Genomic DNA, 26,032 nt, shown 5'->3' with positions numbered 1-26,032 from the left:
AACAAGGAGCACATTATGGACACGCAAAAAGGATTTACCTTAATTGAGCTAATGGTGGTTATCGGCATTATTTCCATCCTCAGCGCCATCAGCATTCCCGCCTATCAGAACTACCTGCGCAAAGCGGCGCTGACGGACATGCTGCAAACCTTCATCCCCTACCGGACAGCCATTGAACTGTGCGCCCTCGATCATGGCGGCGTGGCGGTCTGCGATGCGGGCAGCAACGGCATTCCGTCGCCCACCACCACCCGCTATGTCTCCGCCATGAGCGTGGTGAAAGGCGTCGTGGCGCTTACCGGACAGGAAAGCCTGACCGGGCTTGGCGTTACCCTCACGCCACAGTGGAATAACAGCAATGGCATGACGGGCTGGGATCGGCTGTGCACGGTGCAGGACGATGGCGCGCTGAAACAGGCCTGTGAAGAGGTGTTTCGCTTCAGCGGTCAACAGGAGGCGAAATGAAACAGGAACAGTTGATCGCGTTATGTCAGCGTCATAACGCCCTGCTGCTGGAGAGTAACGATCGGCGCATCGCTATCGCGGTTATAAACGAGCCGTCTGACGATCTGATGGCTGCGCTGCGCTTTGCTACCCAAAAGCGTATCGACATTGAGTGCTGGACGGCAGAGGAGATGGAAAAACACCGGCAGCGTCTCTCTGCGCCGCAGCTATCTGTTGTGACGCAGGACAGCGCCACCACAACGGCGTTTCTCGATCATACCCTGCAACAGGCGCTGACGCTGCGGGCATCGGATATTCACTTTGAGCCGGGCGAGGCTGATTTTCGAATTCGTCTGCGGGTGGACGGCGTACTGCACACCTTGCCGCCGGTGGCGCCAGCCATGGCGAAAACCCTGGTGGCGCGTCTTAAGGTACTGGGCAATCTTGACATTGCCGAGCGCCGCCTGCCGCAGGACGGGCAGTTTACCGTAACACTCAACGGTAAAGCCATTTCGTTTCGCATTGCCACCCTGCCCTGCCGCTACGGTGAAAAAGTTGTTCTGCGTCTGCTGCATCAGGTCAATCAGACGCTGGAGCTGACGCAACTGGGCATGCTGCCGGAACAGCTGGCGCAGTTTCAGACCGCGCTCAGCAAACCCCAGGGCCTGCTGCTGGTGACCGGGCCTACCGGCAGCGGTAAAACGGTGACGCTCTACAGCGCCTTACAGTCGCGTAACAGCGATGAGGTGAATATTTGCAGCGTGGAAGATCCTGTTGAAATCCCGCTGGCGGGACTTAATCAGACGCAAATCAATCCACGTGCGGGCCTGAGCTTTCAGAGCGTACTGCGCGCGCTGCTGCGTCAGGATCCGGATATCGTCATGGTTGGTGAGATCCGCGATGGCGAAACGGCGGAAATCGCTATTAAAGCCTCGCAGACCGGGCATCTGGTGCTGTCGACGCTGCACACCAACTCCACCAGCGAAACCCTGACGCGCATCCAGCAAATGGGCGTTGCGCCATGGATGCTCGCCTCGGCGCTTTCGCTGGTGGTGGCGCAACGGCTGGTGCGCAAACTCTGCCCGCACTGCCGGTCAAAAATCCAGAGCGACACGCTGATCCCGCCAGCGCTGTGGCCGCGCCCGTTACCACGATGGCAGTCCACTGGCTGCGACCAGTGCTATCACGGTTTTTACGGCAGGATCGCGCTGTTTGAGGTGCTGCCGGTAAACAAGCCGCTGCGGCATGCCATCGCCGCGGGGGATACGGCCAGCGACATTCATCGCAAAGCGCGGCAGGCCGGAATGACCACGCTGTTCGAGAGCGGCTGTCTGGCCGTCGAGCGCGGACTGACCACGCAGGAAGAGCTGCTGCGCGTACTGGGTATTCCCCATGCCGACTAATACCCTGTGGCAGTGGCGCGGGCTGGATCAGGCGGGACATCCACGCGAGGGGCTGCTGTGGGGTGAGGACCGGGTCAGCGTGGCGATGGCCTTACAGCACCGCGCTGTGCACCTCTTACAGCTTAAACGCTGTCCGGTGCATGCGCGCGCCTGGCGGGGAACGCACAGCGAGGAGGTGATCCGCCAGCTGGCGACCCTGTTGCAGGCGGGGCTGGCGTTGCCGGATGGGTTACGGCTTTTAGCCGGACAGCATCCGCGCCCCCAGTGGCAGGCGCTGCTGCAACACCTGGCGGAGGAGCTGGAACAGGGCACGCCGTTTTCGGCGGCGATCCAGCAGTGGCCGCAGGCCTTTCCCCCGCTGTATGTTGCCCTGATCCACACCGGTGAACTGACGGGTAAACTCGATAGCTGTTGTTTTGAACTGGCGGCCCGGCAAAAGGCGCAGCGGCTGCTGGCGGCGAAGGTTAAAAAGGCACTGCGCTATCCGCTGATCGTCTTATCGCTGGCGGTGCTGATTGTGCTGGCAATGGTTTACCTGGTGCTGCCGGAGTTCGCCGCCATCTACCGCACCTTTAACGCGCCGCTGCCGGCGTTAACGCGCGGCGTGATGGCGCTGGCGGACGGTATACACCAGTGGGGCGCGGCGGTGCTGGTACTGTTTATCGCGCTGATTCTTACCCTGTATAAGCTGCGTAAAAAGCCGCGCTGGTTGCGCTATCGTCAGCGCCTGTTGCTGCGGTGTCCGGTGGTGGGCGCACTCCTGCGCGGGCAAAAGCTCAGCCAGATTTTTACCGTGCTGATGCTTACGCAAAACGCCGGTATCGCCTTTTTGCAGGGGCTGGAGAGTGTGGAAAATACGCTGCCCTGCCCGTACTGGCGTGACCTGCTGCATCAGGCGCATCATGAGATCACCCATGGCGCACCTATCTGGCAGGCGCTGAAGAACAGCGGTGAATTTACCCCGCTCTGCGTACAGCTGGTCAGAACCGGCGAAGCGTCGGGGGCGCTGGATACCATGCTCGGCGATCTGGCGCGCTATCACAGCGAAAAGACGCAGCAGCTGGCGGATAACCTGGCCGCACTGCTGGAGCCGATCATGCTGATAGTGACGGGGTTAATTATTGGTACGCTGGTGGTGGCCATGTATCTGCCGGTGTTTCATCTGGGGGATGCAATGAGCGGAATGGGATAGATAAGGCTGGCGCAGCGAACCGCGCCAGCAAAGGCATCAGAGACTGTTGAACACGCGGTTCTCTTGCTCCGCCACGCGGATGAAGGTGGTGCGTTTGGTCAGCTCTTTCAGACGGGACGCGCCCACATAGGTGCAGGCAGAACGCAGACCGCCGAGGATATCGCGGGCGGTATTTTCAACCGGGCCACGCAGCGGCAGCTTCACGGTTTTACCTTCGGCTGCACGGTAACCCGCTACGCCGCCGACATGACGATTCATGGCGGATTCAGAGCTCATGCCGTAGAACAGCATGAATTTGTCACCGTCTTCTTCAACAACGGTACCGCCGCTTTCATCGTGTCCCGCCAGCATACCGCCGAGCATCACGAAATCTGCGCCGCCGCCGAAAGCTTTCGCCACATCGCCCGGTACGGTGCAGCCGCCATCGCTGACGATTTGCCCGCCCAGACCGTGCGCCGCATCGGCACATTCGATCACTGCGGAAAGTTGCGGGTAGCCAACGCCGGTTTTCACTCGGGTGGTACACACGGAGCCGGGGCCAATGCCTACTTTGACAATATCCGCGCCGCAAAGGATCAGCTCTTCACACATTTCGCCGGTCACCACGTTGCCCGCGCAGATGGTTTTATTGGGCCAGGCTTCACGCGCTTTGGTCACAAACTGCGAGAAGTGTTCGGAGTAACCATTTGCCACGTCAATGCAAATAAAGTTCAGGGCCGGATTCAGGGCAAGGATCTGGCGGGTTTTGTCGAAATCCGCATCAGAAGTGCCGGTGGACACCATCACGTGTTTTAACACCGCGTCGGATTCACGCGCAACGAACGCCTGCCAGTCGGCTACGGAATAGTGTTTATGTACTGCCGTCAGGATGTCGAATGAAGCCAGTGCTTTTGCCATCGCGAAGGTGCCGACGGTATCCATATTGGCGGCAATAATCGGCACCCCTGACCAGGCCATACCTGAATGCTTAAAGGTGAATTCGCGTCCCAGTTCAACGTCGGAACGGCTTTTGAGGGTAGAACGTTTAGGGCGGATAAGGACGTCTTTGAAACCTAACTTCAAATCTTCTTCGATACGCATGTAGGGGTCCTGGGGTTAATGGCGATAAAAGCATACTGTCAAACACACAACTCCAGTGACGCTATCATACGCACTAAATAGGTCTGCGCAAGACTGCGAAATTCTCTTTTTTTACGCTACAATCCTATAAATTTACCTGGAAAACGGCTCAGTTTCGCCGCATCTGACGCCCCGTTTTCTGTACGAATTATAACCGATTGATTTACGAAACAAATAAATTGACCGGTCGTCGTCTGGCTGACCATTTTGGGATTTTGTTTTATGGGGTATACGGTCGCCTTAACCGGGGGTATTGGCAGTGGCAAAACCACTGTCGCAAACGCTTTCTCCCGCTGTGGGGTTAACGTAGTAGACGCTGATGTTATCGCCCGCCAGGTGGTGGAACCGGGTACGCCCGCGCTGGCTGCCATCGGCGAGCACTTCGGCGATACGGTGATTAACGCAGACGGGACGTTAAATCGTCGCGTGCTGCGCGAACGCATTTTTTCCTCCCCGGCAGAAAAAGCCTGGCTTAACGCCTTACTGCATCCTTTAATTCATCAGGAAACCCAGCGCCAGATTGCCCAGGCGACATCCCCTTATGTCTTATGGGTCGTTCCGTTACTGGTGGAAAACCAGTTACATACCAAAGCCGATCGGGTGCTGGTGGTGGACGTCTCGCCTGAAATACAACTCTCTCGCACCATGCAGCGCGATGGCGTAACACGCGAACATGCCGAACATATACTCGCCGCGCAGGCGACGCGGGAAGCTCGCCTGGCCATCGCTGACGATATTATTGACAATAATGGCGCACCAGATGCCGTGGCATCGGATGTTGCCCGCCTGCATGCCGCGTACCTTAGCTACGCCGCCCGGGCCGTTTCACAGGAAAAAGCGTAATGCACACCCATGTCCTCTTTGAACATCCGCTTAATGAAAAAATGCGCACCTGGTTGCGCATTGAATTTTTGGTCCAGCAGCTGTCATGCCGTTTACCCATCGCTGATTCCACCGACGCGCTGCATTTTTTCCGTAATATCGGCGACCTGCTGGATGTGTTCGAACGCGGGGAAGTACGCACAGAATTGTTAAAAGAGCTGGAGCGCCAGCAGCGTAAACTTAAAGCCTGGGTCGAAGTGCCGGGCGTGGATCAGGAGCGGATCGCCGCTCTCAGCGATCAGCTCAGACAGTGCAGCACGACGCTGATGTCGGCCCCGCGCATCGGCCAGTTATTGCGTGAAGATAAACTCATTGGCCTGGTTCGCCAGCGTCTGAGCATTCCCGGCGGCTGCTGTAGCTTTGATTTGCCGACGCTGCACCTGTGGCTGCATTTACCCCAGGCGCAACGGGATGAGCAGGTCAGCGTCTGGCTTAACAGCCTGCAGCCCCTGACCCAGACGTTAACCCTGATCCTCGAATTAGTGCGTAATTCCGCGCCATTCCGTAAGCAGACCAGCCTGCATGGTTTTTACCAGGATAACGGCGAGGATGCCGATTTACTGCGTCTGCAACTTGCGCTGTCGGATGCGCTCTATCCGCAAATTTCCGGCCATAAAAGCCGCTTCGCCATTCGCTTCCTGCCGCTGGACAGTGAAAATGGCGTGATCCCTGAGCGTCTGGATTTTGAACTGGCCTGCTGTTAAGGAACTGATATGTCTGAAGTTATGATCGTAAACTGCCCGACCTGCGGGAAAAAAGTTGTCTGGGGCGACGTCAGCCCGTTTCGCCCGTTTTGTTCTAAACGCTGCCAGCTGATCGATCTCGGCGAGTGGGCCGCAGAAGAAAAACGCATCCCGAGCTCCGGCGAGCTTAATGACAGCGACGACTGGAGCGAAGAGAAGCCCTAAAGTTCCTGGTGTAACCGGGTGACGATAGGCGCGTTCGCGGGCGGGAAATCGTCCGCATTCAGCGCCTGCTGCGCTATCCAGCCGCCCGGTTGACCTTCCCTGCCCCAGGGTTCGCCTTCCCAGCTTTCCACCAGATAGAACCACAGCGTAATATGCAGTTCCGGGTAGCTGTACTCCAGCCGCTCGTACAGCTGCGCGCTGGTGACGACAATCCCCACCTCTTCTTCCAGCTCGCGCACCAGCGCCTGCTCCGGGGTTTCACCCGCTTCGATTTTGCCGCCGGGAAACTCTTTTTTGTTTGCCATATGCGCGTCGGCAGCGCGCTGGGTAATAAAGATTTCACCCTGCGCATTGCGGATGATGCCGGCAGAAATATGCAGTACTTTCATTCATTTCGCTCCATAAAAAAGGCGCAGATATCTGCGCCTTTTGTGGTGGTCGTGACAGGATCAGTTCAGACGGCCATGACACTGTTTGAATTTCTTACCGGAACCGCACGGGCAGGGATCGTTACGACCCACTTTGCGTTCGCCGGTCTGTGCGGCCAGCGCTTCTGCGGCTTCAGCTTCGTCGGTCTGGTGGCTGAGCTGTTGCATCTGCGCCAGACGTTCAGCTTCCTGACGACGCTGCTGCTCCATCTCTTCCACTTCTTCCGGTTCGCGCACCTGCACCTTGCTCAGGGTGCTGATCACTTCGTACTTCAGGGATTCGAGCATCGCCGCGAACATGGCGAAGGATTCACGCTTGTATTCCTGCTTCGGATCTTTCTGCGCATAACCGCGCAGGTGAATACCCTGACGCAGATAATCCATGGCCGCAAGGTGCTCTTTCCACAGGGAATCCAGCGTTTGCAGCATCACGCCTTTTTCGAAGTGGCGCATCATCTCCGCGCCCACGATCTCTTCTTTGCGTTTGTAGACTTCAACCGCCTGAGTCAGAATACGCTCGCGCAGGGTTTCTTCGTGCAGCTCTGGCTCTTTATCCAGCCACTCGGCAATCGGCAGTTCCAGATCGAAATCGTTTTTCAGACGTTCCTGCAGACCAGGGATGTCCCACATTTCTTCCAGCGACTGCGGCGGAATGTGCGCATCGATGGTTGCCTTGAAGACATCTTCGCGGATGCTGTTGATGGTTTCGCTTACGTCGGACACGTCCAGCAGTTCGTTACGCTGGGTGTAAATCGCACGACGCTGATCGTTCGCCACATCATCATATTCCAGCAGCTGCTTACGAATATCGAAGTTACGGCTTTCCACTTTACGCTGAGCGTTGGCAATAGCTTTGGTCACCCACGGGTGTTCGATAGCTTCGCCCGGCTTCATACCCAGTTTACGCATCATGCCCGACACACGGTCAGAGGCAAAAATACGCATCAGCGCATCTTCCATCGACAGGTAGAAGCGTGAAGAACCTGCATCGCCCTGACGACCAGAACGGCCACGCAGCTGGTTATCGATACGACGGGATTCGTGACGTTCGGTACCGATGATGTGCAGACCGCCGGACGCCAGCACGGCATCGTGACGCGCCTGCCAGTCGGCTTTAATCTGCGCGATCTGCTCCGGGGTTGGATCTTCAAGTTCAGCAAGCTCTGCCTGCCAGCTACCGCCCAGCACGATATCCGTACCACGACCCGCCATGTTGGTGGCGATGGTCACCGCTGACGGATAACCCGCCTGTGCGACGATGGCCGCTTCGTTGGCGTGGAACTTGGCGTTCAGCACGTTGTGCTTGATACCCGCTTTTTCCAGTTCCTGAGACACCACTTCTGATTTCTCAATGGAGATAGTACCCACCAGCACCGGCTGGCCTTTGGCGGTACGCTCTTTAATATCTTCGATAATGGCCTGAATTTTTTCCGCTTCGGTCATGTAGACCAGATCCGGCATATCTTTACGGATCATCGGACGGTTGGTCGGCACCACCACCGTATCCAGCTTATAGATAGAGCTGAATTCGAAGGCTTCGGTGTCCGCGGTACCGGTCATACCGGCCAGTTTTTCATACAGGCGGAAATAGTTCTGGAAGGTGATGGACGCCAGCGTCTGGTTCTCGTTCTGGATTTGCACGCCTTCTTTGGCTTCAACCGCCTGGTGCAGACCATCAGACCAGCGACGGCCCTGCATGGTACGCCCGGTGTGCTCATCAACGATGATGACTTCGCCGTCTTTCACGATGTAGTCAACGTCACGGGTAAAGAGCACGTGCGCACGCAGCGCAGCGGTAACGTGGTGCATCAGCATGATGTTGGCCGGAGAGTACAGTGACTCGCCCTCTTCCATAATGCCTTCTTTGACCAGCAGCTCTTCCACCAGCACCAGACCGCGCTCGGTGATGTTCACCTGGCGGGATTTTTCGTCCACCGAGAAGTGACCTTCACCCTGGAAGGTGTCGGAGTCTTCTTTTTCCTGACGGATCAGGTTAGGAATGATTTTGTTGACGCGCATGTACATTTCAGAGCTGTCTTCAGCCGGGCCGGAAATGATCAGCGGCGTACGGGCTTCATCGATAAGGATGGAGTCCACCTCATCCACCAGCGCGTAGTGAAGCTTACGCTGCACTCGCTCTTCAGGGCTGAAGGCCATATTATCGCGCAGGTAGTCAAAGCCGTATTCGTTGTTGGTACCGTAGGTGATGTCAGCGGCATAAGCTTCGCGCTTCGCCGGAGCGGGCATATTAGGCAGGTTGATGCCCACCGTCAGGCCGAGGAACTCAAACAGTGGACGGTTGTTTTCGGCGTCACGCTGCGCCAGATAGTCGTTGACGGTAACCACGTGCACGCCTTTACCGCTCAGGGCGTTCAGGTAAGCGGGCAGGGTTGCGGTCAGAGTTTTACCTTCACCGGTACGCATCTCGGCGATGCAGCGTTCGTTCAGCACCATGCCGCCCAGCAGCTGTACGTCAAAGTGACGCATACCGAACACGCGTTTACTGGCTTCGCGCACCACCGCAAAGGCTTCCGGGATCAGGCTTTCAACGGTTTCGCCCTTTTCCAGACGCGCACGGAATTCACCGGTTTTCGCTTTCAGCTCATCGTCGGTGAGCTTTTCCATCGCCGGTTCCATGCTGTTAATGACACCCACCACTTTACGCATACGGCGCAGGGTACGGTCGTTACGACTACCAAAAACTTTTGTTAATAATTTGATTAGCATAATAAAAATCTCAAACGCCCCGCTTCGCGGAGTCTAATAAAAAGGAAAACACCAGAAAAGATCAGCTGAGGCGTTGAGGTCCGGCGCGGATCCCCTGCACCTGGCTCAGCCAGGCAGAGACGTTAAACGCCGTCGGGGAGAACGATGAGGCAGTGATGTACTGACGAACAATGACCGGAGGTTTTCTCTCCAGCGTCAGTAAGGCATTGAGCGTATCCAGCAGCGCGCGGTGGTGCGCCTCGCCAGGCAATGGCGCTTCCGCGACGGACAGCGTCTGCGGCGCCATAGCAAAAGAGAGATGGCGGATAACCGTGCGGATCGCGTGCTGATGCCAGTAATCCACGGTAAAACTGGGTCGGCGGTTTGCTTCCAGCAGCGCAAGGCTGGTGAAGTTAACCGGAGTGATGCGATCGTGATTACTGGCAGCGGTTCTGGCGGGTTGCGCGGCGTCAGCGTTGTTATTGAGCGTGGGGAGGCCGAGACTCGCCGCGACCATCCCTAACAAGAGATGCGGCCAGAAGTAGCGTCTGCCAAATTGTCGCCAGCGCGTCAGTAATCCGCTCACTTACCTCACCTGAATGATGCAAACCTGCACAGGTTTATTTGTGTATTCGTTTTTGTGCGCCCAAATATTACCACTAATGGCGTGACAGGACAGCAGTAATGAAGGCGTGGAAGAGGTAAAACTGCTTAAGAAAACACCGAACGCACCAGGAAAAATGCTGAAAACCGTAAGAGGAGTAACGGGCGGGCAGAAGAAGCGGAATACCGTGATTTAAAAACAAAAACGGCTGACACCCCTGACCGGAGAGAGTGCCAGGTTTGCCAGCCGAATTTTAATAATGGTATGGACTGTTACGCCAGAACCATTGTCGGTGCTTTGAACGCCAGCGGCATTTCTGCCTCGTCCTGGAACGTAACATATTCCCAGGCTTCCTGTTTTGCCAGGACTGCCTGCAACAGTTTGTTGTTCAGTGCGTGACCGGATTTGTACGCGGTAAATGCGCCGATGATATTGTGACCACACATAAACAGGTCGCCAATCGCATCCAGCATTTTGTGACGTACGAATTCGTCTTCAAAACGCAGACCGTCTTCGTTCAGTACGCGATAATCGTCAACGACGATGGCACAATCGAAACTACCGCCCAGGCACAAACCACGGGATTGCAGATATTCGATATCACGCATGAAGCCGAAAGTACGCGCACGGCTGATCTGACGCATGAACGCATCGGCAGAGAAGTTCATTGCATAGCGCTGGTTGCTGGAGTCAATCGCCGGATGGTTGAAGTCGATGGTAAAGTCCAACGAGAAACCATTGTACGGTTTAAATTCAGCCCATTTATCGCCATCTTCAACGCGAACTGTCTCTTTAATGCGAACGAATTTCTTCGCGCAGTTAAGCTCTTCGATACCAGCATCAAGTAGCAGGTAAACGAACGGCGCGGCACTACCGTCCATGATCGGGATTTCTGGCGCGTCGACTTCAATCATGATGTTGTCGATACCCAGACCCGCCAGAGCGGCGTTAAGGTGCTCTACGGTAGAAATTCGTACGTCATGCTCATTGACCAGGCAAGTACAGAGCATGGTATCACGCACAGATTTGGCATCAGCCGGGAAATCTACCGGTGGATTCAAGTCGGTGCGACGATAGATGACCCCGGTGTTTGCCGGCGCAGGGCGTAGCGTCAGTGTGACTTTCTTGCCGGTATGTAAACCGACGCCAGTCGCCTGAACGATACGTTTAAGAGTCCTTTGTTTGATCATCGTATTATCTCGCCTAATTACCTATCCAACCAGATTGTACTACACAACCGGTGGGCCAGTTTAGCACAAAGAGCGGAGATGCCCAACTTCCAGCCAATTCTTAATCAGCCTGTTTACGCAAAAATGCCGGGATATCCAGATAATCCGGCTCTTTGGTGGTCTGCGGCGTATTGTCGTTAACCACTTTTGCTGCCGGTTTTTGTTCCTGCGTCAACGGCGCCATGCCGTGCTGCTGGTAACGATCCAGGGCCGGTTGCTGCGTCTGCTTGTTGGTCACCAGCGTAATTTCCGGACGTTTGTCCATGCCGATACCGGTCGCCACCACAGTCACGCGCAGTTCGTCGTTCATTTCCGGATCCAGCGACGTACCAATTACCACGGTCGCGTTATCGGAAGCGAAGGCACGAATGGTGTTACCCACGGTTTCGAACTCATCCAGACGCAGGTCGAAGCCGGCGGTGATGTTAACCAGCACGCCGCGCGCACCGGACAGATCGATATCTTCCAGCAGTGGGGAGGAGATCGCCATTTCTGCCGCTTCTTCCGCACGGTCTTCACCGCTGGCTACGCCGGAGCCCATCATCGCATAGCCCATTTCGGACATTACGGTGCGCACGTCAGCAAAGTCGACGTTCATCAGGCCCGGACGGGTGATCAGCTCAGCGATACCCTGCACTGCGCCTTTTAACACGTCATTCGCCGCGCCAAACGCATCCAGCAGGGAGATACCGCGCCCCAGCACTTTCAGCAGTTTGTCGTTAGGAATGGTGATCAGCGAATCCACATGCTTGGACAGCTCAGTGATACCCTGCTCCGCAAACGCCATACGCTTCTTGCCTTCGAAATTGAAAGGCTTGGTCACGACAGCAACGGTCAGAATACCCAAATCTTTTGCTACTTCAGCGACGACTGGCGCTGCACCGGTACCGGTACCGCCGCCCATGCCCGCTGCGATAAACACCATGTCTGCGCCATCCAGCGCCGCACGCAGTGCTTCACGATCTTCTTCTGCCGCATTGCGACCGACTTCCGGGTTAGCGCCTGCTCCCAGACCTTTGGTGATGCCGCCGCCAATCTGAATGGTTTGACCCACCGCAGTTTTACGCAACGCCTGAGCGTCAGTATTCACCGCGAAGAATTCCACACCTTCGATGCGTTCGCGCACCATGTGTTCGACGGCGTTACCGCCGCCACCACCGACGCCGATGACTTTAATCACCGCGTCGTTGGTCAGTTCCATAGGTTCAAACATAATTTCTCTCCGTTTTGTGCCTGTCGCCTGAGACCGCTAATATTCTCCGGTCTCTGAAAAATTAAAACTCTTTTCGCAGCCAGCTGTTGAGTCGTTTGATCCACGAGCCGACTGACACACGTTTTTCCACTTCTGCTTCACCACTCAAATGGGACTCTTTCCCGTAGTGAAGCAACCCAACCGCCGTGGAATAATACGGCTCCTGGGCGTAATCCGTAAGTCCGGTAATATTGAGCGGCGCACCAATACGCACCTGCGTATGGAACACTCGCTGTGCGCAGGCGGCTAAGCCTTCAATCTGCGCGGCACCGCCTGTTAACACAATCCCCGCCGCCAGATGATGTTTCACACCCTGCTGACGAAGCTGCTCCTGCAACTGTAAAATCTCTTCGTTTACCAGATTGAGCAGTTCGGTATACCGCGGCTCAATCACTTCCGCCAGCGTCTGACGCTGGAGGCTGCGCGGCGGACGACCGCCCACGCTCGGTACTTCTACGCTCTCGTCTTTACCGACGATAGAGCCGAGTGCGCAGCCATGGCGCACTTTGATGGCTTCGGCATCGCTCGGCGGCGTACCGAAGGCATAGGCGATATCGCTGGTGACGACGTTCCCCGCATAAGGGATCACTTTTGTGTGACGTAACGCCCCACCGGTATAGACGGCAATATCCATTGTACCACCGCCGACGTCTACAACGCAGACACCCAGCTCACGTTCGTCTTCTGTCAGCACAGAATAACTGGACGCCAGTCCGGCAAAGATCAGTTGGTCAACTTTCAGGCCACAACGTTCAACGGCTTTGACAATGTTTTTCGCCATATCGTTGTGACATGTGATCAAGTGCACTTTTGCCTGCATACGCACGCCCGACAGACCCACCGGGTTCTTGATCCCTTCCTGGTAATCAATGGCGTACTCCTGCGGAATTACATGCAGGACGCGATGCTCATCGCGCACACGCACGGATTTGGCGGTATGCACCACGTTTTCAACGTCTTCCTGCGTCACTTCTTCTTCTGAAATCGGCACCATACCAATTTCATTCTGGCAGCTGATGTGTTTACCTGAAAGCGCCAGATACACTGACGAAATCTGGCAGTCTGCCATTAATTCGGCCTGGTCAATGGCGCGCTGTACGCATTTAACCACGGACTCCAGGTCATTAACCCCACCTTTATCCATACCACGGGACGGGCAGCTGCCCACGCCAATGATATTGATCATACCGTCGGGCAGAACTTCCCCTACTAAAGCGGCGACCTTCGCGGTGCCAATCTCCAGTCCAACTACCAGTTTTCTGTCCGTCGCCTTGATCATTGTTGCTCTGCCTGTGCCTGATTCTGTTGCTGATTAGGATCCTCAATGGGAGCCGGTTTCCATCCGACCGCCGCGCCTGAGTCATAGCGCAAGTCAACGTAGCTAATCTCTTTGCCATCGGTCTGCGCCTGCTGCAAAAGCACCGGGTACAGTTCAACAAAGCGGGACAGGCGTTTCATCGTATCGCCCCGCCCAAGATTGAGCTTAATATCGTTGTTCAACGTTAATTGCCAGGAGCGCCGCGCGGTCATGGCCGCCTCTTTCAACGTGAACTTATCCTTAGCCAGCTCTTTACCCATATCACGGTAGCCCTGCAAAACTTCGTTTTCGCTGCCTTCGGGACCGTACAGCAGAGGTAATCCCTCTTTACTGACGCGATCCGCAGGTACGCTGAACGAATTGCCGTCGGCATCCACCATGTGCTGATCATTCCACCGCGCTATAGGCACATATTCAACCAGATGAATCTTCAATTCATCGGGCCATTGCTTACGAACGCTCGCCTGTTTGATCCACGGCAGGCGCTCGATCTGGCTCTGAATGATGTTGACGTCCTGCGTCATAAAGGTGCCGGGCGATCCCAGCGCCAGTATGGACTGACGAATATCATCATTACGCGTGTAATGCCGTTCGCCCGTGACTACCAGTCTGGAAAGGGGTAAACGTTGCGCGTCATCCATCCAGCCCAGCACCATCCAGCCGCTCACCAGCACGGTACACACTACCGTAAGCAGGAAAATAATCCCTGCCAGACGCGTTCCATTATTCCGTCGTGAGGAGCTAACGTCTTCCTCACTCTGGTTGCGCGTGTTCAGTGCCGCCTGCGACATATCAGTCCGCCAATGCCAAAATTCTTACAACCAGCTGCGAGAAGCTCATTCCCGCCTGGCGCGCCGCCATCGGCACCAGACTATGGCTGGTCATGCCCGGCGAGGTATTCGCTTCCAGGAGATAAAACTGGCCATCGCTGTCCTGCATGGCGTCAATGCGACCCCAGCCCTGACAGCCTAACGCGGTCCATGCTTTTTGCACCAGATCGCGTAAATGCGATTCATCGCCTGCTTCTAAACCGGAAGGACAGAAATATTGTGTCTCATCAGAGAGATACTTCGCCTCATAATCATAGAAGGTTCCAGCGGGTTGGATGCGAATTGACGGTAAAATTTCTTCACCGAGCACGGCCAGCGTAAATTCCGGGCCACTGAGCCATTTTTCAATAAGAACATCTTCATCATGTTGAAAAGCCATTGTCAATGCATCCTGTAATGCACTGGCTTCGGTGACTTTTGACATGCCCACGCTGGAGCCCTCGCGGCTCGGCTTCACAATCAGCGGTAAGCCCAGCGCGGAAATCTGTGCCGTAACGGCGTCATCAAGACCCGCTTCGAAGGCCTTACGGGTTAGCGCCACCCAGGGCGCGACCGGTAAACCCGCGCCCTGCCACAACAATTTGCTGCGCAGTTTGTCCATGGAGATCGCCGACGCCATCACGCCGCTGCCGGTATAAGGCAGCCCGATCAGCTCCAGCAATCCCTGTAACGTGCCATCTTCTCCCCCGCGACCGTGCAGGGCAATAAACACTTTCTGATAGCCGAGCGCTTTTAACTGCGTGACATCGGTATCGCGCGGATCAACAGGATGGGCATCAACGCCCCCTTCGCGCAGACCGGCCAGCACTGCCGCGCCGGAATTCAGCGATACGTCACGTTCCGCAGAGGTTCCGCCAAAGAGGACGGCAACTTTCTCAGCCATGATGTTCTTCCTCCTGGGTTTGCGGTTTCAGTTTACTTTCAGCAAGGCTGCGGGCAATTTTGCCGATATTGCCTGCGCCCTGCACCAGAATCAGATCGTTGCCGGTTAATACCGGCGCCAGCATCGCCGCCACCTGCGCGTGATCCGGCACAAGGATCGGGTCGATTTTACCGCGACCACGAATGGTACGGCAAAGCGAACGGCTGTCTGCGCCCGGGATCGGCGTTTCGCCGGCGGAATACACATCCAGCATCAGCAGGGTATCCACCTGCGTCAGCACGTTGGCGAAATCGTCATACAGATCGCGGGTACGGGTATAGCGGTGCGGCTGGAAGATCATGATCAGATTTTTTTCCGGCCAGCCCGCGCGCGCCGCTTTGATCGTGGCGTCCACTTCCGTCGGGTGATGACCGTAATCATCAACCAGCATCGCGGTGCCTGCTTTCCCGTTCACCGTTTCTAACGGGAATTCACCGAGGAAATCGAAACGACGGCCGGTGCCCTGGAAACTTTCCAGCGCGCGCAGGATCGCCGCATCGTCGATACCCTCTTCTGTAGCGACCGCTACCGCCGCCGCTGCGTTCAGTGCGTTATGGCGACCCGGCGCGTTCAGCGTTACGTGCAGCGCAGGCTTGTCCTGACGCAGCAGCGTAAAGTGACCCTGCGGCCCGGTCTGGCGATAATTTTCGATGCGTACATCCGCATCATCGCTGAAGCCATAAGTGGTCGTCTGACGTCCCACACGCGGCAGCAGTTCACGGATCACGCCATCGTCCACGCACATCACCGCACGGCCATAAAACGGCAGGTTGTGCAGAAAATTAATGAACGTCTGCTTTAAATTTTCGAAGTCGCCCTGGTAGGTATCCATATGATCGGCTTCGATATTGGTGACAATCGCCACCATCGGCTGCAAATGCAGGAAAGAGGCATCGCTCTCATCCGCCTCGGCGATGAGATAACGGCTGTGACCCAGACGCGCATGCACGCCCGCCGCTTTCACCAGACCGCCGTTAACGAAGGTCGGATCCAGCCCTGCTTCCGCATAAATACTGGCCACCATCGCCGTGGTGGTGGTTTTACCGTGCGTACCGGCGATGGCGATACCGTGACGAAAACGCATTAACTCCGCCAGCATTTCAGCGCGGCGGATCACCGGAATGCGCGCTTCATGAGCGGCGACGATCTCCGGGTTATCCGCGGTAATGGCGCTCGACACCACCACCACGCTGGCATCCAGCACGTTTTCCGGACGGTGATTGAAATAAATGGTCGCGCCGAGGGAAGACAACTGCTGCGTCACCGGATTGGGCGCCAGATCGGAGCCGCTGATCTGATAGCCTTCGTTGGCCAGCACTTCAGCGATACCGCCCATACCGGCACCGCCAATGCCAACAAAGTGAATGTGCCGGACGCGACGCATCTCGGGCACGATAGAACGCAGTTTCGCCAGTTGTTGTGTATTCATTCTCTAAACGCCATCGACTTCAAAAATTCGTGCGACGCAAAAGGCGTCGCGATCTTTATGCCTGTGCTGCAAGGCATACTGCTCTGGCAACCCGATCGGTTGCATCCGGTATGGCGGCGGCACGTGCGCGCTCTGCCATCATTAATAATGTTCTGCGATCCCAGCCCGCCAGCGTCTCTGCCACGGCATCGACGGTAAACTGCGGCTGTTCGAGGATCTTTGCCGCGCTCGCTTTTTCAAGCGGCAGGGCATTCCAGTACTGCTGCCGATCTTTGTGCTGGAAGGGTACAAACAACGCCGGTAAACCGGCGGCGGCAATTTCGCTTACGGTCAACGCGCCGGAACGGCAGACCACGACATCGGCCCAGGCGTAAGCGGCGGCCATGTCGTCAATAAATTCGGTCACTTTGTGCTGCGGTTGACCGTTTTCCGCATACGCCTGTTCGACGGTCTGCTGCGCGCCTTTGCCGCTCTGATGCCAGATGGTGACGCGGTCAGCGAGCTTCGCGGCGACCTGCGGCATGGTCTGGTTCAGAATGCGCGCGCCCTGGGAGCCGCCCACCACCAGCACGCGCACCGGCCCTTCACGGCCTGCAAGGCGATCCTGCGGCAGCGGCAGCGCCAGGACATCAGTACGCACCGGGTTGCCGACCACCTCTGCATTGGCAAAGGCACCGGGAAACGCCTGCATCACCGTTCTGGCGATTTTCGCCAGCCACTTGTTGGTCAGGCCAGCGATGCCGTTCTGCTCATGCAGCACCACGGGAATGCCCAGCGACCACGCCGCCAGCCCACCAGGGCCTGACACATAACCGCCCATCCCCAGCACCACGTCCGGGCGAAAGCGCTTCATGATTGCGCGCGCCTGACGCCAGGCGTTGAAAATTCGCAGCGGCGCCAGCAGCAGGGCTTTCACGCCTTTCCCGCGCAGGCCGGAAATACGGATAAAATCGATCTCAATGCCGTGTTTCGGCACTAAATCCGCTTCCATTCGGTCGGCGGTGCCCAGCCAGCGAACCTGCCAGCCCTCAGCCATTAAATGATGCGCAACCGCCAGCCCGGGGAACACGTGTCCACCGGTACCGCCAGCCATCACCATTAATCGCTTCGCCTGAACACTCATCGAACACCTCGTGTAAACGCCTGGGCTTTTTCCAGACGAGTTTCATAATCAATACGTAACAGCAGCATGATCGCCGTCGACATAATCAACAGACTGGAACCACCGTAACTGATCAGCGGTAGCGTCAGACCCTTGGTTGGCAGCATACCCGCCGCCGCACCGACGTTAACCAGCGCCTGGAAGCTAAACCAGACGCCGATCGAACAGGCCAGAAAGCCGGAAAAACGCTGATCGATCTCCAGCGCCTTGCGACCGATGGACATGGCGCGGAAAGCGACGAAGAATACCATCAAAAGCGCCAGTACCACACCGATATAACCCAGTTCCTCACCAATAATGGCGAAGATAAAGTCAGTATGCGCTTCGGGCAGATATTCCAGTTTCTGTACCGAATTCCCCAGCCCCTGCCCCCACAATTCGCCGCGACCAAACGCCATCAGCGACTGCGTAAGCTGGTAACCGCTGCCGAACGGATCGTCCCACGGACGCCAGAAAGAGGTCACGCGGCGGATACGATAGGGTTCGGCGAGGATCAGCAGCACCACCGCGGAGATGCCCATGCCGATAATGGCGATGAACTGCCACAGCTTGGCGCCCGCCAGAAACAGCATCGCCAGCGTGGTGACAAAGAGCACCACCACCGTACCGAGGTCAGGCTGCGCCAGCAGTAACACCGCCAGCACGAGGATCACGCCCATCGGTTTTAAGAAGCCGCGCAGGTTATTTCGCACCTCATCAACCTTACGCACCAGGTAGTTCGCCAGATAGCAGAACAGCGATAGCTTGGTAAATTCCGCGGGCTGGAAACGCATCAGCCCTAAATCGATCCAGCGCGATGCCCCGTTGATCGAGCTGCCCACCACCAGAACCAGCAGCAGCATGATAATGGCGAGGATCAGCATCGCCGAGCTGTAGCGCTGCCAGAAGGTCATCGGCAGACGCAGGGTGATCACCGCCAGACAAAACGCGAGGAACAGGTACAGCGCGTCACGTTTGGCGAAGAAGAACGGATCGTTAGTCAGGCGCTGGCCGACCGGCATCGACGCCGAGGTCACCATGATAAAACCTACCGCACCCAGGCCAAGCGTCAGCCACAGCAGCATGCGGTCATACATGATCAGACTGTCGGTGTCTTTCTCACGGGATCCCATGACCCAGCCACGAAGTGCCGAGCCAGCCCAGCCAAGGATACCCATCCCCGGCAGGCGCGGCAGTCGAAGGCGCGGTAGCGATAAACGCATCAGCCTAACTCCCTCGCCAGACGGGTAAAGAGATCGCCCCGTTGTTCGAAATTCTTAAACTGATCGAGACTGGCGCAGGCGGGCGACAGCAACACCATGTCCCCGGCTTTTACCTGCGGCGCGATCAGGCGCATCGCCTGTTCCATGGTTTCCGTTTGCACGGCAATGTCCGGACGCAGCGCGGCAAGTTCAGCGCCGTCGCGGCCAAAGCAGTACAGGCGAACACGATCGCCGGTCAGATAACGCGCCAGCGGCGAGAAATCGGCGGATTTGCCGTCGCCGCCGAGCAGTAAATGTAAGGTGCCGTCCACCTGCAGGCCGTTCAGCGCCGCTTCGGTGCTGCCGACGTTGGTGGCTTTGGAGTCGTTGATCCAGCGCACGCCGTTATGCTCAAGGGCCAGCTGGAAACGGTGCGCGAGACCGGTGAAGGTGGTTAGCGCTTTCAGGCTGCTGGCGCGCGGTATACCGGCGGCATCCGCCAGCGCCAGCGCCGCCAGCGCATTGGTGTAGTTATGCTGCCCCGTAAGCTTCATCTCTTTTACGTTCAGCACCTTTTCGCCCTTCACGCGCAGCCAGGTTTCCCCCTGCTGGCGGTTCAGGTGATAGTCGCCCACATCCACGCCGAAGCTGATGCAGCGTTCATCAGCGCCGCGCACCGGCATGGTCAGCGCATCATCGGCATTCACCACGCAGACTTTGGCGTTTTCATAGACGCGCAATTTCGCCGCACGATACTGCTGGAGGCCAAACGGATAGCGATCCATATGATCTTCAGTGACGTTCAGGATCGTCGCCGCCACGCTGCGCAGGCTGGTGGTAGTTTCCAGCTGGAAGCTCGACAGTTCCAGTACATACAGTTCACAGGCGCTGTCCAGCAGCATCAGCGCAGGCAGGCCGATATTGCCGCCGACGCCAACGTTCATACCCGCAGCTTTCGCCATTTCGCCCACCAGGGTGGTGACGGTGCTTTTTCCGTTTGAACCGGTAATGGCGACGATCGGTGCCTGGGCTTCACGGCAAAACAGTTCGATGTCGCCGATAATCTCCACGCCTTCATCGGCGGCGGCGCTGAGGGACGGATGCGCCAGCGCCATACCCGGACTGGCGACAATCAGATCGGCGGCCAGCAGCCAGTCGTCATTCAGACTACCAAGATGGCGCTCCACCGTTTCCGGCAGCTTGTCCAGCCCCGGCGGCGCAACGCGCGTGTCCATTACCCGCGGGTTAACGCCGCGCGCAAGGAAAAAGTCCACGCAGGACAGGCCGGTTAAACCTAACCCGATGATGACGACTTTTTTGCCCTGGTAATCTGCCATGATTAACGCACCTTCAGCGTTGCCAGTCCGATGAGGACCAGCATCAGCGAAATAATCCAGAAGCGCACAATCACGCGCGGCTCCGGCCAGCCTTTCAGTTCGTAATGGTGATGGATCGGCGCCATGCGGAAGATCCGCTGGCCGCGCAGTTTAAACGAGCCGACCTGGAGGATCACCGACAGGGTTTCCACCACAAAGACGCCGCCCATGATCACCAGCAGGAATTCCTGACGCAGCAGCACGGCGATAATGCCCAGCGCGCCGCCCAGCGCCAGCGAGCCGACGTCGCCCATAAAGACCTGCGCCGGATAGGTGTTGAACCATAAGAAACCGAGTCCTGCGCCGACGATGGCCGTACAGACGATCACCAGTTCACCCGCATGACGCAGGTAAGGGATGTGCAGATAGTTGGCGAAATTCATGTTACCGGACGCCCAGGCCACCAGCGCAAAGCCCCCGGCGACAAACACCGTCGGCATAATGGCAAGGCCATCCAGACCGTCAGTCAGGTTGACCGCGTTGCCGGTACCGACAATCACGAAGTAGGCCAGCAGCACGTAGAACAGCCCCAGCTGCGGCATCACGTCCTTAAAGAACGGCACTACCAGCTGCGTGGCTGGCGTATCGTTACCGGCGAGATAGAGCGCGAACGCCACGCCCAGCGCGATCACCGACATCCAGAAATACTTCCAGCGGGCAATCAGCCCTTTGGTGTCTTTACGCACCACTTTGCGGTAATCATCCACAAAGCCGATGATGCCGTAGCCGACCAGCACCACCAGTACGCACCAGACGTAAGGGTTGGAGGGATAGGCCCACAGCAGGACGGAAATGACAATCGCGGTCAGGATCATGATCCCGCCCATGGTTGGCGTACCGCGTTTACTGAAGTGCGATTCCGGACCGTCGTTACGGACGACCTGGCCAAAAGCGAGTTTTTGCAGACGGGCAATCATGCGCGGGCCCATCCACAGCGAGATGAACAGCGCGGTCAGCAGGCTGACAATGGCGCGAAACGTCAGATAAGAAAAGACGTTAAAGCCAGAATAATATTTGACCAGATGCTCGGCCAGCCACACTAACATGTCCCGTTCTCCTGTAATGCGTGTACTACCTCTTCCATGGCAGCACTACGTGAACCTTTCACCAGAATGGTGATAATTTGATGTTCTGCGATCAGCGCTTTCAGACGCGTCACGACGGCAGACTTATCGTTAAAATGCTCGCCCACACCGCTGGCGTCGCTAAGGGTTTTACTTGCTGTGCCTACGCTCAGTACCCGATCCAGGCCTGCGGCTTTCGCGGCGGCGCCGACCTGCGCATGACATTCTTCGCTTTCTGCGCCCAGTTCCGCCATATCGCCCACCACCATCACGCGGTAGCCCGGCATTTCAGACAGCACCTGCGCGGCGGCGGTCATGGAACCGACGTTGGCGTTATAGGAGTCATCCAGCAGCAGCTGGTTTTCCCCCAGCGCAATCGGGAACAAACGCCCCGGTACGGCTTTCAGCTGCGCCAGCCCGGTTTTCACCGCGTCCAGGGTTGCGCCCACTGCCATAGACAATGCCGTCGCGGCCAGCGCGTTAGCGATGTTATGACGGCCAGGCAGCGGCAGCAGCACCTCGACATTGCCGGTCGGCGTTTGCAGGGTGAATTCCGTGCCGTGGGAGGTCACATGGATATTGGTGGCGGTAAAATCGCTGTTGGCGGCATTCGGGGAAAAACGCCAGGTTTTACGATCGCCAATCACGCTCTGCCAGTTAAGCCAGTCGTTATTATCCGCGTTCATGATCGCTATGCCGTTTTGCGGCAGGCCGGTGAAGATCTCACCTTTAGCCTTCGCCACCCCGGCCAGCGATCCGAAACCTTCCAGATGTGCCGCCGCGAGGTTGTTCACCAGCGCCGCTTCCGGGCGGGTCAGACTCACGGTCCAGGCGATTTCGCCCTGGTGGTTGGCACCCAGTTCGATCACCGCAAATTCATGCTCCGGCGTCAGACGCAGCAATGTCATCGGCACGCCGATGTCATTATTTAGGTTGCCGGCGGTATAAAGTGTGTTTCCGCACTGGCTGAGGATCGCCGCGGTCATCTCTTTGACCGAGGTTTTGCCGGAGGAACCGGTCAGCGCCACGACGCGCGTCGGCACCTGCTGACGCACCCAGGCCGCCAGTTCGCCAAAGGCTAAACGGGTGTCTTTCACCAGCAGCTGCGGTAAATCGCACTCCACTTTGCGGCTGACCAGCAGCGCGCCCGCGCCGCCTTCTTTAGCGGTCGCGGCAAAATCGTGAGCGTCGAAACGTTCGCCTTTCAGGGCCACAAACAGGCAGCCGGGCGTCAGTTTACGCGTATCGGTCGTCACCGCATCGATAGTCAGATCCGAACCGATCAGTTCGCCTTTCAGGATCCCGGCAAGCTGGCTTAAATTCACGCTGATCATGCGACCACTCCCAGCAGACGAGCGGCGGTCACGCGATCCGAGTAATCCAGACGGTTGGTGCCGATAATCTGATAATCTTCATGTCCTTTGCCCGCCAGCAGCACCACGTCATTCTCTTTGGCCTGCATAATGGCGTTGGTCACTGCTTCCGCACGGCCTTCCACTACGCGGGCATGGCCTGCGTCCAGCATACCGGCCAGAATATCGTTGATAATGGCGCGCGGCTCTTCGGTACGCGGGTTGTCGTCGGTCACTACGGCGATGTCGGCGAACTCTTCGGCAATGGCCCCCATGAGTGGACGTTTACCTTTATCGCGATCGCCGCCGCAGCCAAACACGCACCATAGTTTGCCGGTGCAGTGCAGGCGCGCCGCCTGTAAGGCTTTTTCCAGCGCATCCGGTGTGTGCGCGTAATCCACCACCACCGTCGGTTTACCCGGCGCGCTGAACACTTCCATACGGCCGCAAACCGGTTGCAGGCGCGCGGCGGTTTTCAGCAGATCGCTTAACGGGAAATCCAGCGCCAGCAGGGTGGCCAGCGCCAGCAGTAAATTGCTGACGTTAAAGGCGCCCATCAGACGGCTCTCGATCTCGCCTTCGCCCCAGGAGGAGTCAAAACGGATGGTCGCGCCGCTGTCGTGATAGTTGACGTCGGTCGCTTTTAACCAGCGACCATGGCAGTCCGGGTTGATGTGATCTTCCATCGAAACGGCAACCGCGTCCGGCAGTTTTGCCAGCCAGCGGCGGCCCACTTCATCATCGGCGTTCACAATGGCTTCGCCATAATGATGCGCGGAAAACAGCAGCCATTTTGCCGCTTCGTAGTTTTCCATATCACCATGATAATCAAGGTGATCGCGGCTTAAATTGGTAAAGACACTGGCGCGGAATTTGAGCGCCGCCACGCGGTGCTGGATCAGACCGTGGGAAGAGACTTCCATTGCCGCCAGGGTCGCGCCCTGCTCTGCCAGTCCGGCAATCACATGCTGCACATCAACGGCGGAGCCGGTGGTGTTTTCAGTAGGAATAACGTTGCCCAGTAAACCGTTACCGACGGTGCCCATCACGGCGCTGGTTTCGCCGAGCAGCTGGCCCCACTGCGCAATAAGCTGCGTGGTGGTGGTTTTGCCATTGGTGCCGGTCACGCCAATCAGGCGTAAACGATCTGACGGCTCATTGTAAAAACGGCCCGCCAGCGCAGAGAGGCGCTCGTTAAGCTGGCTCAGGTAGATGACCGGCACGCCGTGCATCTCGCGGATCTCACCGTCGGTGGCTTCACCCTGCGCTTCGGCGATGATGGCGGCAACACCCTGGGCAATCGCCTGCGGGATATAACGACGCCCGTCCGTCTGATGACCAACAACGGCCACAAAGAGATCGCCCGACGCCGCCACGCGGCTGTCGAGTGTCATTTCCCGAAGTGCTCTCGCAGGCAGTGCTGGTACCCACGGAGCGAGTAGGTCGCGCAAATTACGATCTGCCACCTGTTGCCTCGCCTTGATTAATCACAAATTCACTTTTCTCGCCCGTCGCCAGCGCATCCGGTTCGATGTTCATGGTGCGCAGAACGCCGCCCATGATGGCACCGAACACCGGCGCGGAAACGGCGCCACCGTAATATTTACCCGCCTGCGGATCGTTAATCACCACCACCAGCGCGAAACGCGGCTGACTGGCGGGCGCAACGCCTGCGGTGTAAGCAATGTATTTATTGATGTATTTTCCGTCCGGGCCGACCTTTTTCGCTGTACCGGTTTTGATGGCAATGCGATAGCCTTTGATCGCCGCTTTCACGCCGCCGCCGCCAGGCAGCGCCACGCTTTCCATCATGTGCACCACGGTACGCACAATGGATTCCGGGAAGATACGTTCGCCCGGCACCGGGGGATCAACTTTGGTGATCGACAGCGGGCGATAAACGCCATAGCTGCCGATCGTTGCGTAGACTCGCGCTAACTGTAACGGCGTTACCATTAGCCCGTAGCCGAAAGAGAAGGTGGCCCTCTCTATGTCAGACCACCGTTGTTTTTGAGGATATAAGCCACTGCGTTCTCCGACCAACCCCAAATTGGTCGCTTTTCCCAGCCCAAAGTGCGAGTAAGTTTCTACCAGCGCTGAGGACGGCATCGCTAACGCCAGCTTTGAAACACCGACGTTACTCGACTTCTGCAATACCCCGGTGAGGGTTAATTCACTGTAACGCGCCACGTCTTTGATTTCGTGACCGTTGATCCGGTAAGGCACGGTGTTGAGCACCGTATTTTCCCGCACCACGCCGCGCTGTAGCGCCGTCATCACCACCATGGGTTTGACGGTCGAACCGGGTTCGAAGACGTCGGTGATGGTACGGTTACGCATGACATCTTTCTGCGTGCCGGTGAGGTTATTCGGGTTATAGGAGGGGCTGTTCGCCATCGCCAGCACTTCGCCGGTGTTCACATCCACCAGCACCGCGCTGCCTGATTCCGCTTTGTTAAAGGCGACGGCGTTGTTCAGTTCTCGGTACACCAGCGCCTGTAGGCGCTCGTCAATACTCAGCGCCAGGTTGTGCGCCGCCTGGCTGTCGGTGGAAGAGATGTCTTCGATCACGCGACCGTAGCGGTCTTTACGCACGATGCGCTCCCCCGGCTGACCGGTGAGCCATTTATCAAAGCTTTTCTCGACGCCTTCAATGCCCTGGCTGTCAACGTTGGTAAAGCCGATGAGGTGAGCGGTAACTTCGCCTGAAGGGTAGTAACGGCGAGACTCTTCACGTAAGTGAATGCCGGGCAGTTTGAGTTTTTTGATGTAATCGCCCAGATCCGGGTTAACCTGGCGCGCCAGATAGATAAAGCGCCCTTTCGGGTTGGCATTGACGCGCGCCGCAAGCTGATCCAGCGGCATATTCAGCGCGTCGGAAAGGGCTTTCCAGCGGTTATCCAGCGAAATGCCGCCTGCGTCATGCAGCTCTTTCGGATCGGCCCAGATCGCTTTTACCGGCACGCTTACCGCCAGCGGGCGGCCAGAGCGATCGGTGATCATACCGCGCGAGGTGGACACTTCCTGCACGCGCAGCGAGCGTAAGTCGCCCTGCCGCACCAGCATATCCGGGTTGATGATCTGCAACCATGCTACGCGACCCAGCAAAAATGCCAGCGCCAGTAGAATGCAACCGCAAAGCAACGCAAAACGCCAACTAATAAAGTTGGCCTGTTCTTCCTGGCGTTTCGGTTTTAGCGCCTTCGCCGCTGCTTTCATGCGTCGGGTAAG

Annotated in this window: 23 protein-coding genes; 6 read left to right on the top strand and 17 right to left on the bottom strand. The window is 57.2% G+C overall.

From position 1 onward, the window contains the following. Window positions 1-15 precede the first annotated feature (15 nt). The 3 genes from ppdD to hofC are packed head-to-tail and all read left to right on the top strand — an operon-like array spanning window position 16 to window position 3,039. A complete protein-coding gene (gene ppdD / locus BMF08_RS09305; protein WP_072570632.1) occupies window positions 16-465 on the top strand; it encodes a prepilin peptidase-dependent pilin in 450 nt (149 codons plus the stop codon). After that, the gene (gene gspE / locus BMF08_RS09300; protein ID WP_072570630.1) at window positions 462-1,847 is read left to right on the top strand and encodes a type II secretion system protein GspE; all 1,386 of its coding nucleotides are present in this window, start codon (window positions 462-464) and stop codon (window positions 1,845-1,847) included. Before ppdD ends, gspE begins: the two co-directional genes overlap by 4 nt. After that, a complete protein-coding gene (hofC, locus tag BMF08_RS09295; protein WP_072570628.1) occupies window positions 1,837-3,039 on the top strand; it encodes a protein transport protein HofC in 1,203 nt (400 codons plus the stop codon). Before gspE ends, hofC begins: the two co-directional genes overlap by 11 nt. Window positions 3,040-3,075: 36 nt before the next feature. Here the strand turns inward: hofC and BMF08_RS09290 are convergent, their stop codons facing one another. After that, window positions 3,076-4,119, bottom strand: a complete 1,044-nt coding sequence (locus tag BMF08_RS09290) for a GMP reductase (protein WP_072570627.1) — start codon at window positions 4,117-4,119, stop codon at window positions 3,076-3,078. A gap of 261 nt (window positions 4,120-4,380) precedes the next feature. Here BMF08_RS09290 and coaE point away from each other — a divergent pair, with 261 nt between their 5' ends. From coaE to yacG, 3 genes are read left to right on the top strand one after another with little or no spacing between them, the layout of a single operon-like run. Continuing rightward, window positions 4,381-5,001, top strand: a complete 621-nt coding sequence (gene coaE / locus BMF08_RS09285; protein WP_072570625.1) for a dephospho-CoA kinase — start codon at window positions 4,381-4,383, stop codon at window positions 4,999-5,001. Next, window positions 5,001-5,744, top strand: a complete 744-nt coding sequence (gene zapD / locus BMF08_RS09280; protein ID WP_072570624.1) for a cell division protein ZapD — start codon at window positions 5,001-5,003, stop codon at window positions 5,742-5,744. The genes coaE and zapD overlap by 1 nt, the downstream gene beginning before the upstream one ends. Before the next feature lie 9 nt (window positions 5,745-5,753). Next, window positions 5,754-5,948, top strand: coding sequence for a DNA gyrase inhibitor YacG (yacG, locus tag BMF08_RS09275; protein ID WP_072570622.1), 195 nt, complete (start codon window positions 5,754-5,756; stop codon window positions 5,946-5,948). On the opposite strand, the gene mutT is transcribed toward yacG, so the two are convergent. The 16 genes from mutT to ftsI all read right to left on the bottom strand — a co-directional run bounded on the left by mutT (window position 5,945) and on the right by ftsI (window position 26,020). Then, on the bottom strand, window positions 5,945-6,337 hold the full coding sequence (gene mutT / locus BMF08_RS09270) for an 8-oxo-dGTP diphosphatase MutT (RefSeq protein ID WP_072570620.1): 393 nt from the start codon (window positions 6,335-6,337) through the stop codon (window positions 5,945-5,947). The genes yacG and mutT overlap by 4 nt on opposite strands. A 60-nt stretch (window positions 6,338-6,397) precedes the next feature. Beyond that, window positions 6,398-9,103: a preprotein translocase subunit SecA gene (gene secA, locus BMF08_RS09265; protein WP_072570618.1), complete on the bottom strand. Its 2,706-nt coding sequence runs from the start codon at window positions 9,101-9,103 to the stop codon at window positions 6,398-6,400. 61 nt (window positions 9,104-9,164) lie between these two features. After that, entirely contained in the window at window positions 9,165-9,668 is a 504-nt protein-coding gene (secM, locus tag BMF08_RS09260; protein WP_072570616.1) for a secA translation cis-regulator SecM, read from the bottom strand. Between the two features lie 290 nt (window positions 9,669-9,958). Then, window positions 9,959-10,876 carry a UDP-3-O-acyl-N-acetylglucosamine deacetylase gene (gene lpxC, locus BMF08_RS09255; protein WP_072570614.1) on the bottom strand — a complete coding sequence of 306 codons (918 nt, stop codon included), beginning with the start codon at window positions 10,874-10,876 and terminating at the stop codon, window positions 9,959-9,961. Window positions 10,877-10,976: 100 nt separating this feature from the next. Next, a complete protein-coding gene (ftsZ, locus tag BMF08_RS09250) occupies window positions 10,977-12,128 on the bottom strand; it encodes a cell division protein FtsZ (RefSeq protein ID WP_072570612.1) in 1,152 nt (383 codons plus the stop codon). Between the two features lie 61 nt (window positions 12,129-12,189). Continuing rightward, window positions 12,190-13,446, bottom strand: a complete 1,257-nt coding sequence (ftsA, locus tag BMF08_RS09245; RefSeq protein WP_072570610.1) for a cell division protein FtsA — start codon at window positions 13,444-13,446, stop codon at window positions 12,190-12,192. Next, window positions 13,443-14,276: a cell division protein FtsQ gene (ftsQ, locus tag BMF08_RS09240; RefSeq protein ID WP_072570608.1), complete on the bottom strand. Its 834-nt coding sequence runs from the start codon at window positions 14,274-14,276 to the stop codon at window positions 13,443-13,445. Before ftsQ ends, ftsA begins: the two co-directional genes overlap by 4 nt. 1 nt (window position 14,277) lies before the next feature. Then, window positions 14,278-15,198, bottom strand: a complete 921-nt coding sequence (locus BMF08_RS09235) for a D-alanine--D-alanine ligase (protein WP_072570607.1) — start codon at window positions 15,196-15,198, stop codon at window positions 14,278-14,280. Continuing rightward, complete coding sequence (murC, locus tag BMF08_RS09230) at window positions 15,191-16,666, bottom strand: UDP-N-acetylmuramate--L-alanine ligase (RefSeq protein WP_072570605.1); 1,476 nt, start codon at window positions 16,664-16,666, stop codon at window positions 15,191-15,193. Before murC ends, BMF08_RS09235 begins: the two co-directional genes overlap by 8 nt. Before the next feature lie 55 nt (window positions 16,667-16,721). Next, window positions 16,722-17,789: an undecaprenyldiphospho-muramoylpentapeptide beta-N-acetylglucosaminyltransferase gene (gene murG, locus BMF08_RS09225; RefSeq protein ID WP_072570603.1), complete on the bottom strand. Its 1,068-nt coding sequence runs from the start codon at window positions 17,787-17,789 to the stop codon at window positions 16,722-16,724. Next, window positions 17,786-19,030, bottom strand: a complete 1,245-nt coding sequence (gene ftsW, locus BMF08_RS09220; RefSeq protein ID WP_072570602.1) for a cell division protein FtsW — start codon at window positions 19,028-19,030, stop codon at window positions 17,786-17,788. Before ftsW ends, murG begins: the two co-directional genes overlap by 4 nt. Continuing rightward, on the bottom strand, window positions 19,030-20,346 hold the full coding sequence (gene murD / locus BMF08_RS09215; RefSeq protein WP_072570600.1) for a UDP-N-acetylmuramoyl-L-alanine--D-glutamate ligase: 1,317 nt from the start codon (window positions 20,344-20,346) through the stop codon (window positions 19,030-19,032). The genes ftsW and murD overlap by 1 nt, the downstream gene beginning before the upstream one ends. A 2-nt stretch (window positions 20,347-20,348) precedes the next feature. Next, entirely contained in the window at window positions 20,349-21,431 is a 1,083-nt protein-coding gene (mraY, locus tag BMF08_RS09210; RefSeq protein WP_072570598.1) for a phospho-N-acetylmuramoyl-pentapeptide-transferase, read from the bottom strand. Next, window positions 21,425-22,783, bottom strand: coding sequence for a UDP-N-acetylmuramoyl-tripeptide--D-alanyl-D-alanine ligase (gene murF / locus BMF08_RS09205; RefSeq protein WP_072570596.1), 1,359 nt, complete (start codon window positions 22,781-22,783; stop codon window positions 21,425-21,427). The genes mraY and murF overlap by 7 nt, the downstream gene beginning before the upstream one ends. Further along, complete coding sequence (murE, locus tag BMF08_RS09200) at window positions 22,780-24,267, bottom strand: UDP-N-acetylmuramoyl-L-alanyl-D-glutamate--2,6-diaminopimelate ligase (RefSeq protein WP_072570594.1); 1,488 nt, start codon at window positions 24,265-24,267, stop codon at window positions 22,780-22,782. The genes murF and murE overlap by 4 nt, the downstream gene beginning before the upstream one ends. Next, the gene (ftsI, locus tag BMF08_RS09195; RefSeq protein ID WP_072570592.1) at window positions 24,254-26,020 is read right to left on the bottom strand and encodes a peptidoglycan glycosyltransferase FtsI; all 1,767 of its coding nucleotides are present in this window, start codon (window positions 26,018-26,020) and stop codon (window positions 24,254-24,256) included. The genes murE and ftsI overlap by 14 nt, the downstream gene beginning before the upstream one ends. Window positions 26,021-26,032 lie beyond the last annotated feature (12 nt).

The organism is Enterobacter sp. SA187, from assembly GCF_001888805.2.
Taxonomy (GTDB): Bacteria; Pseudomonadota; Gammaproteobacteria; order Enterobacterales; family Enterobacteriaceae; genus Enterobacter_D.
This window is presented reverse-complemented; position numbering and strand designations above follow the sequence as displayed.

What these genes read in the sequence shown, in the direction of transcription:
- ppdD (WP_072570632.1), top strand. Translation starts at nt 16, where the DNA reads ATGGACACGCAAAAAGGATTTACCTTAATTGAGCTAATGGTGGTTATC.
- gspE (WP_072570630.1), top strand. Translation starts at nt 462, where the DNA reads ATGAAACAGGAACAGTTGATCGCGTTATGTCAGCGTCATAACGCCCTG.
- hofC (WP_072570628.1), top strand. Translation starts at nt 1,837, where the DNA reads ATGCCGACTAATACCCTGTGGCAGTGGCGCGGGCTGGATCAGGCGGGA.
- BMF08_RS09290 (WP_072570627.1), bottom strand. Translation starts at nt 4,119, where the DNA reads ATGCGTATCGAAGAAGATTTGAAGTTAGGTTTCAAAGACGTCCTTATC.
- coaE (WP_072570625.1), top strand. Translation starts at nt 4,381, where the DNA reads ATGGGGTATACGGTCGCCTTAACCGGGGGTATTGGCAGTGGCAAAACC.
- zapD (WP_072570624.1), top strand. Translation starts at nt 5,001, where the DNA reads ATGCACACCCATGTCCTCTTTGAACATCCGCTTAATGAAAAAATGCGC.
- yacG (WP_072570622.1), top strand. Translation starts at nt 5,754, where the DNA reads ATGTCTGAAGTTATGATCGTAAACTGCCCGACCTGCGGGAAAAAAGTT.
- mutT (WP_072570620.1), bottom strand. Translation starts at nt 6,337, where the DNA reads ATGAAAGTACTGCATATTTCTGCCGGCATCATCCGCAATGCGCAGGGT.
- secA (WP_072570618.1), bottom strand. Translation starts at nt 9,103, where the DNA reads ATGCTAATCAAATTATTAACAAAAGTTTTTGGTAGTCGTAACGACCGT.
- lpxC (WP_072570614.1), bottom strand. Translation starts at nt 10,876, where the DNA reads ATGATCAAACAAAGGACTCTTAAACGTATCGTTCAGGCGACTGGCGTC.
- ftsZ (WP_072570612.1), bottom strand. Translation starts at nt 12,128, where the DNA reads ATGTTTGAACCTATGGAACTGACCAACGACGCGGTGATTAAAGTCATC.
- ftsA (WP_072570610.1), bottom strand. Translation starts at nt 13,446, where the DNA reads ATGATCAAGGCGACGGACAGAAAACTGGTAGTTGGACTGGAGATTGGC.
- ftsQ (WP_072570608.1), bottom strand. Translation starts at nt 14,276, where the DNA reads ATGTCGCAGGCGGCACTGAACACGCGCAACCAGAGTGAGGAAGACGTT.
- BMF08_RS09235 (WP_072570607.1), bottom strand. Translation starts at nt 15,198, where the DNA reads ATGGCTGAGAAAGTTGCCGTCCTCTTTGGCGGAACCTCTGCGGAACGT.
- murC (WP_072570605.1), bottom strand. Translation starts at nt 16,666, where the DNA reads ATGAATACACAACAACTGGCGAAACTGCGTTCTATCGTGCCCGAGATG.
- murG (WP_072570603.1), bottom strand. Translation starts at nt 17,789, where the DNA reads ATGAGTGTTCAGGCGAAGCGATTAATGGTGATGGCTGGCGGTACCGGT.
- ftsW (WP_072570602.1), bottom strand. Translation starts at nt 19,030, where the DNA reads ATGCGTTTATCGCTACCGCGCCTTCGACTGCCGCGCCTGCCGGGGATG.
- murD (WP_072570600.1), bottom strand. Translation starts at nt 20,346, where the DNA reads ATGGCAGATTACCAGGGCAAAAAAGTCGTCATCATCGGGTTAGGTTTA.
- mraY (WP_072570598.1), bottom strand. Translation starts at nt 21,431, where the DNA reads ATGTTAGTGTGGCTGGCCGAGCATCTGGTCAAATATTATTCTGGCTTT.
- murF (WP_072570596.1), bottom strand. Translation starts at nt 22,783, where the DNA reads ATGATCAGCGTGAATTTAAGCCAGCTTGCCGGGATCCTGAAAGGCGAA.
- ftsI (WP_072570592.1), bottom strand. Translation starts at nt 26,020, where the DNA reads ATGAAAGCAGCGGCGAAGGCGCTAAAACCGAAACGCCAGGAAGAACAG.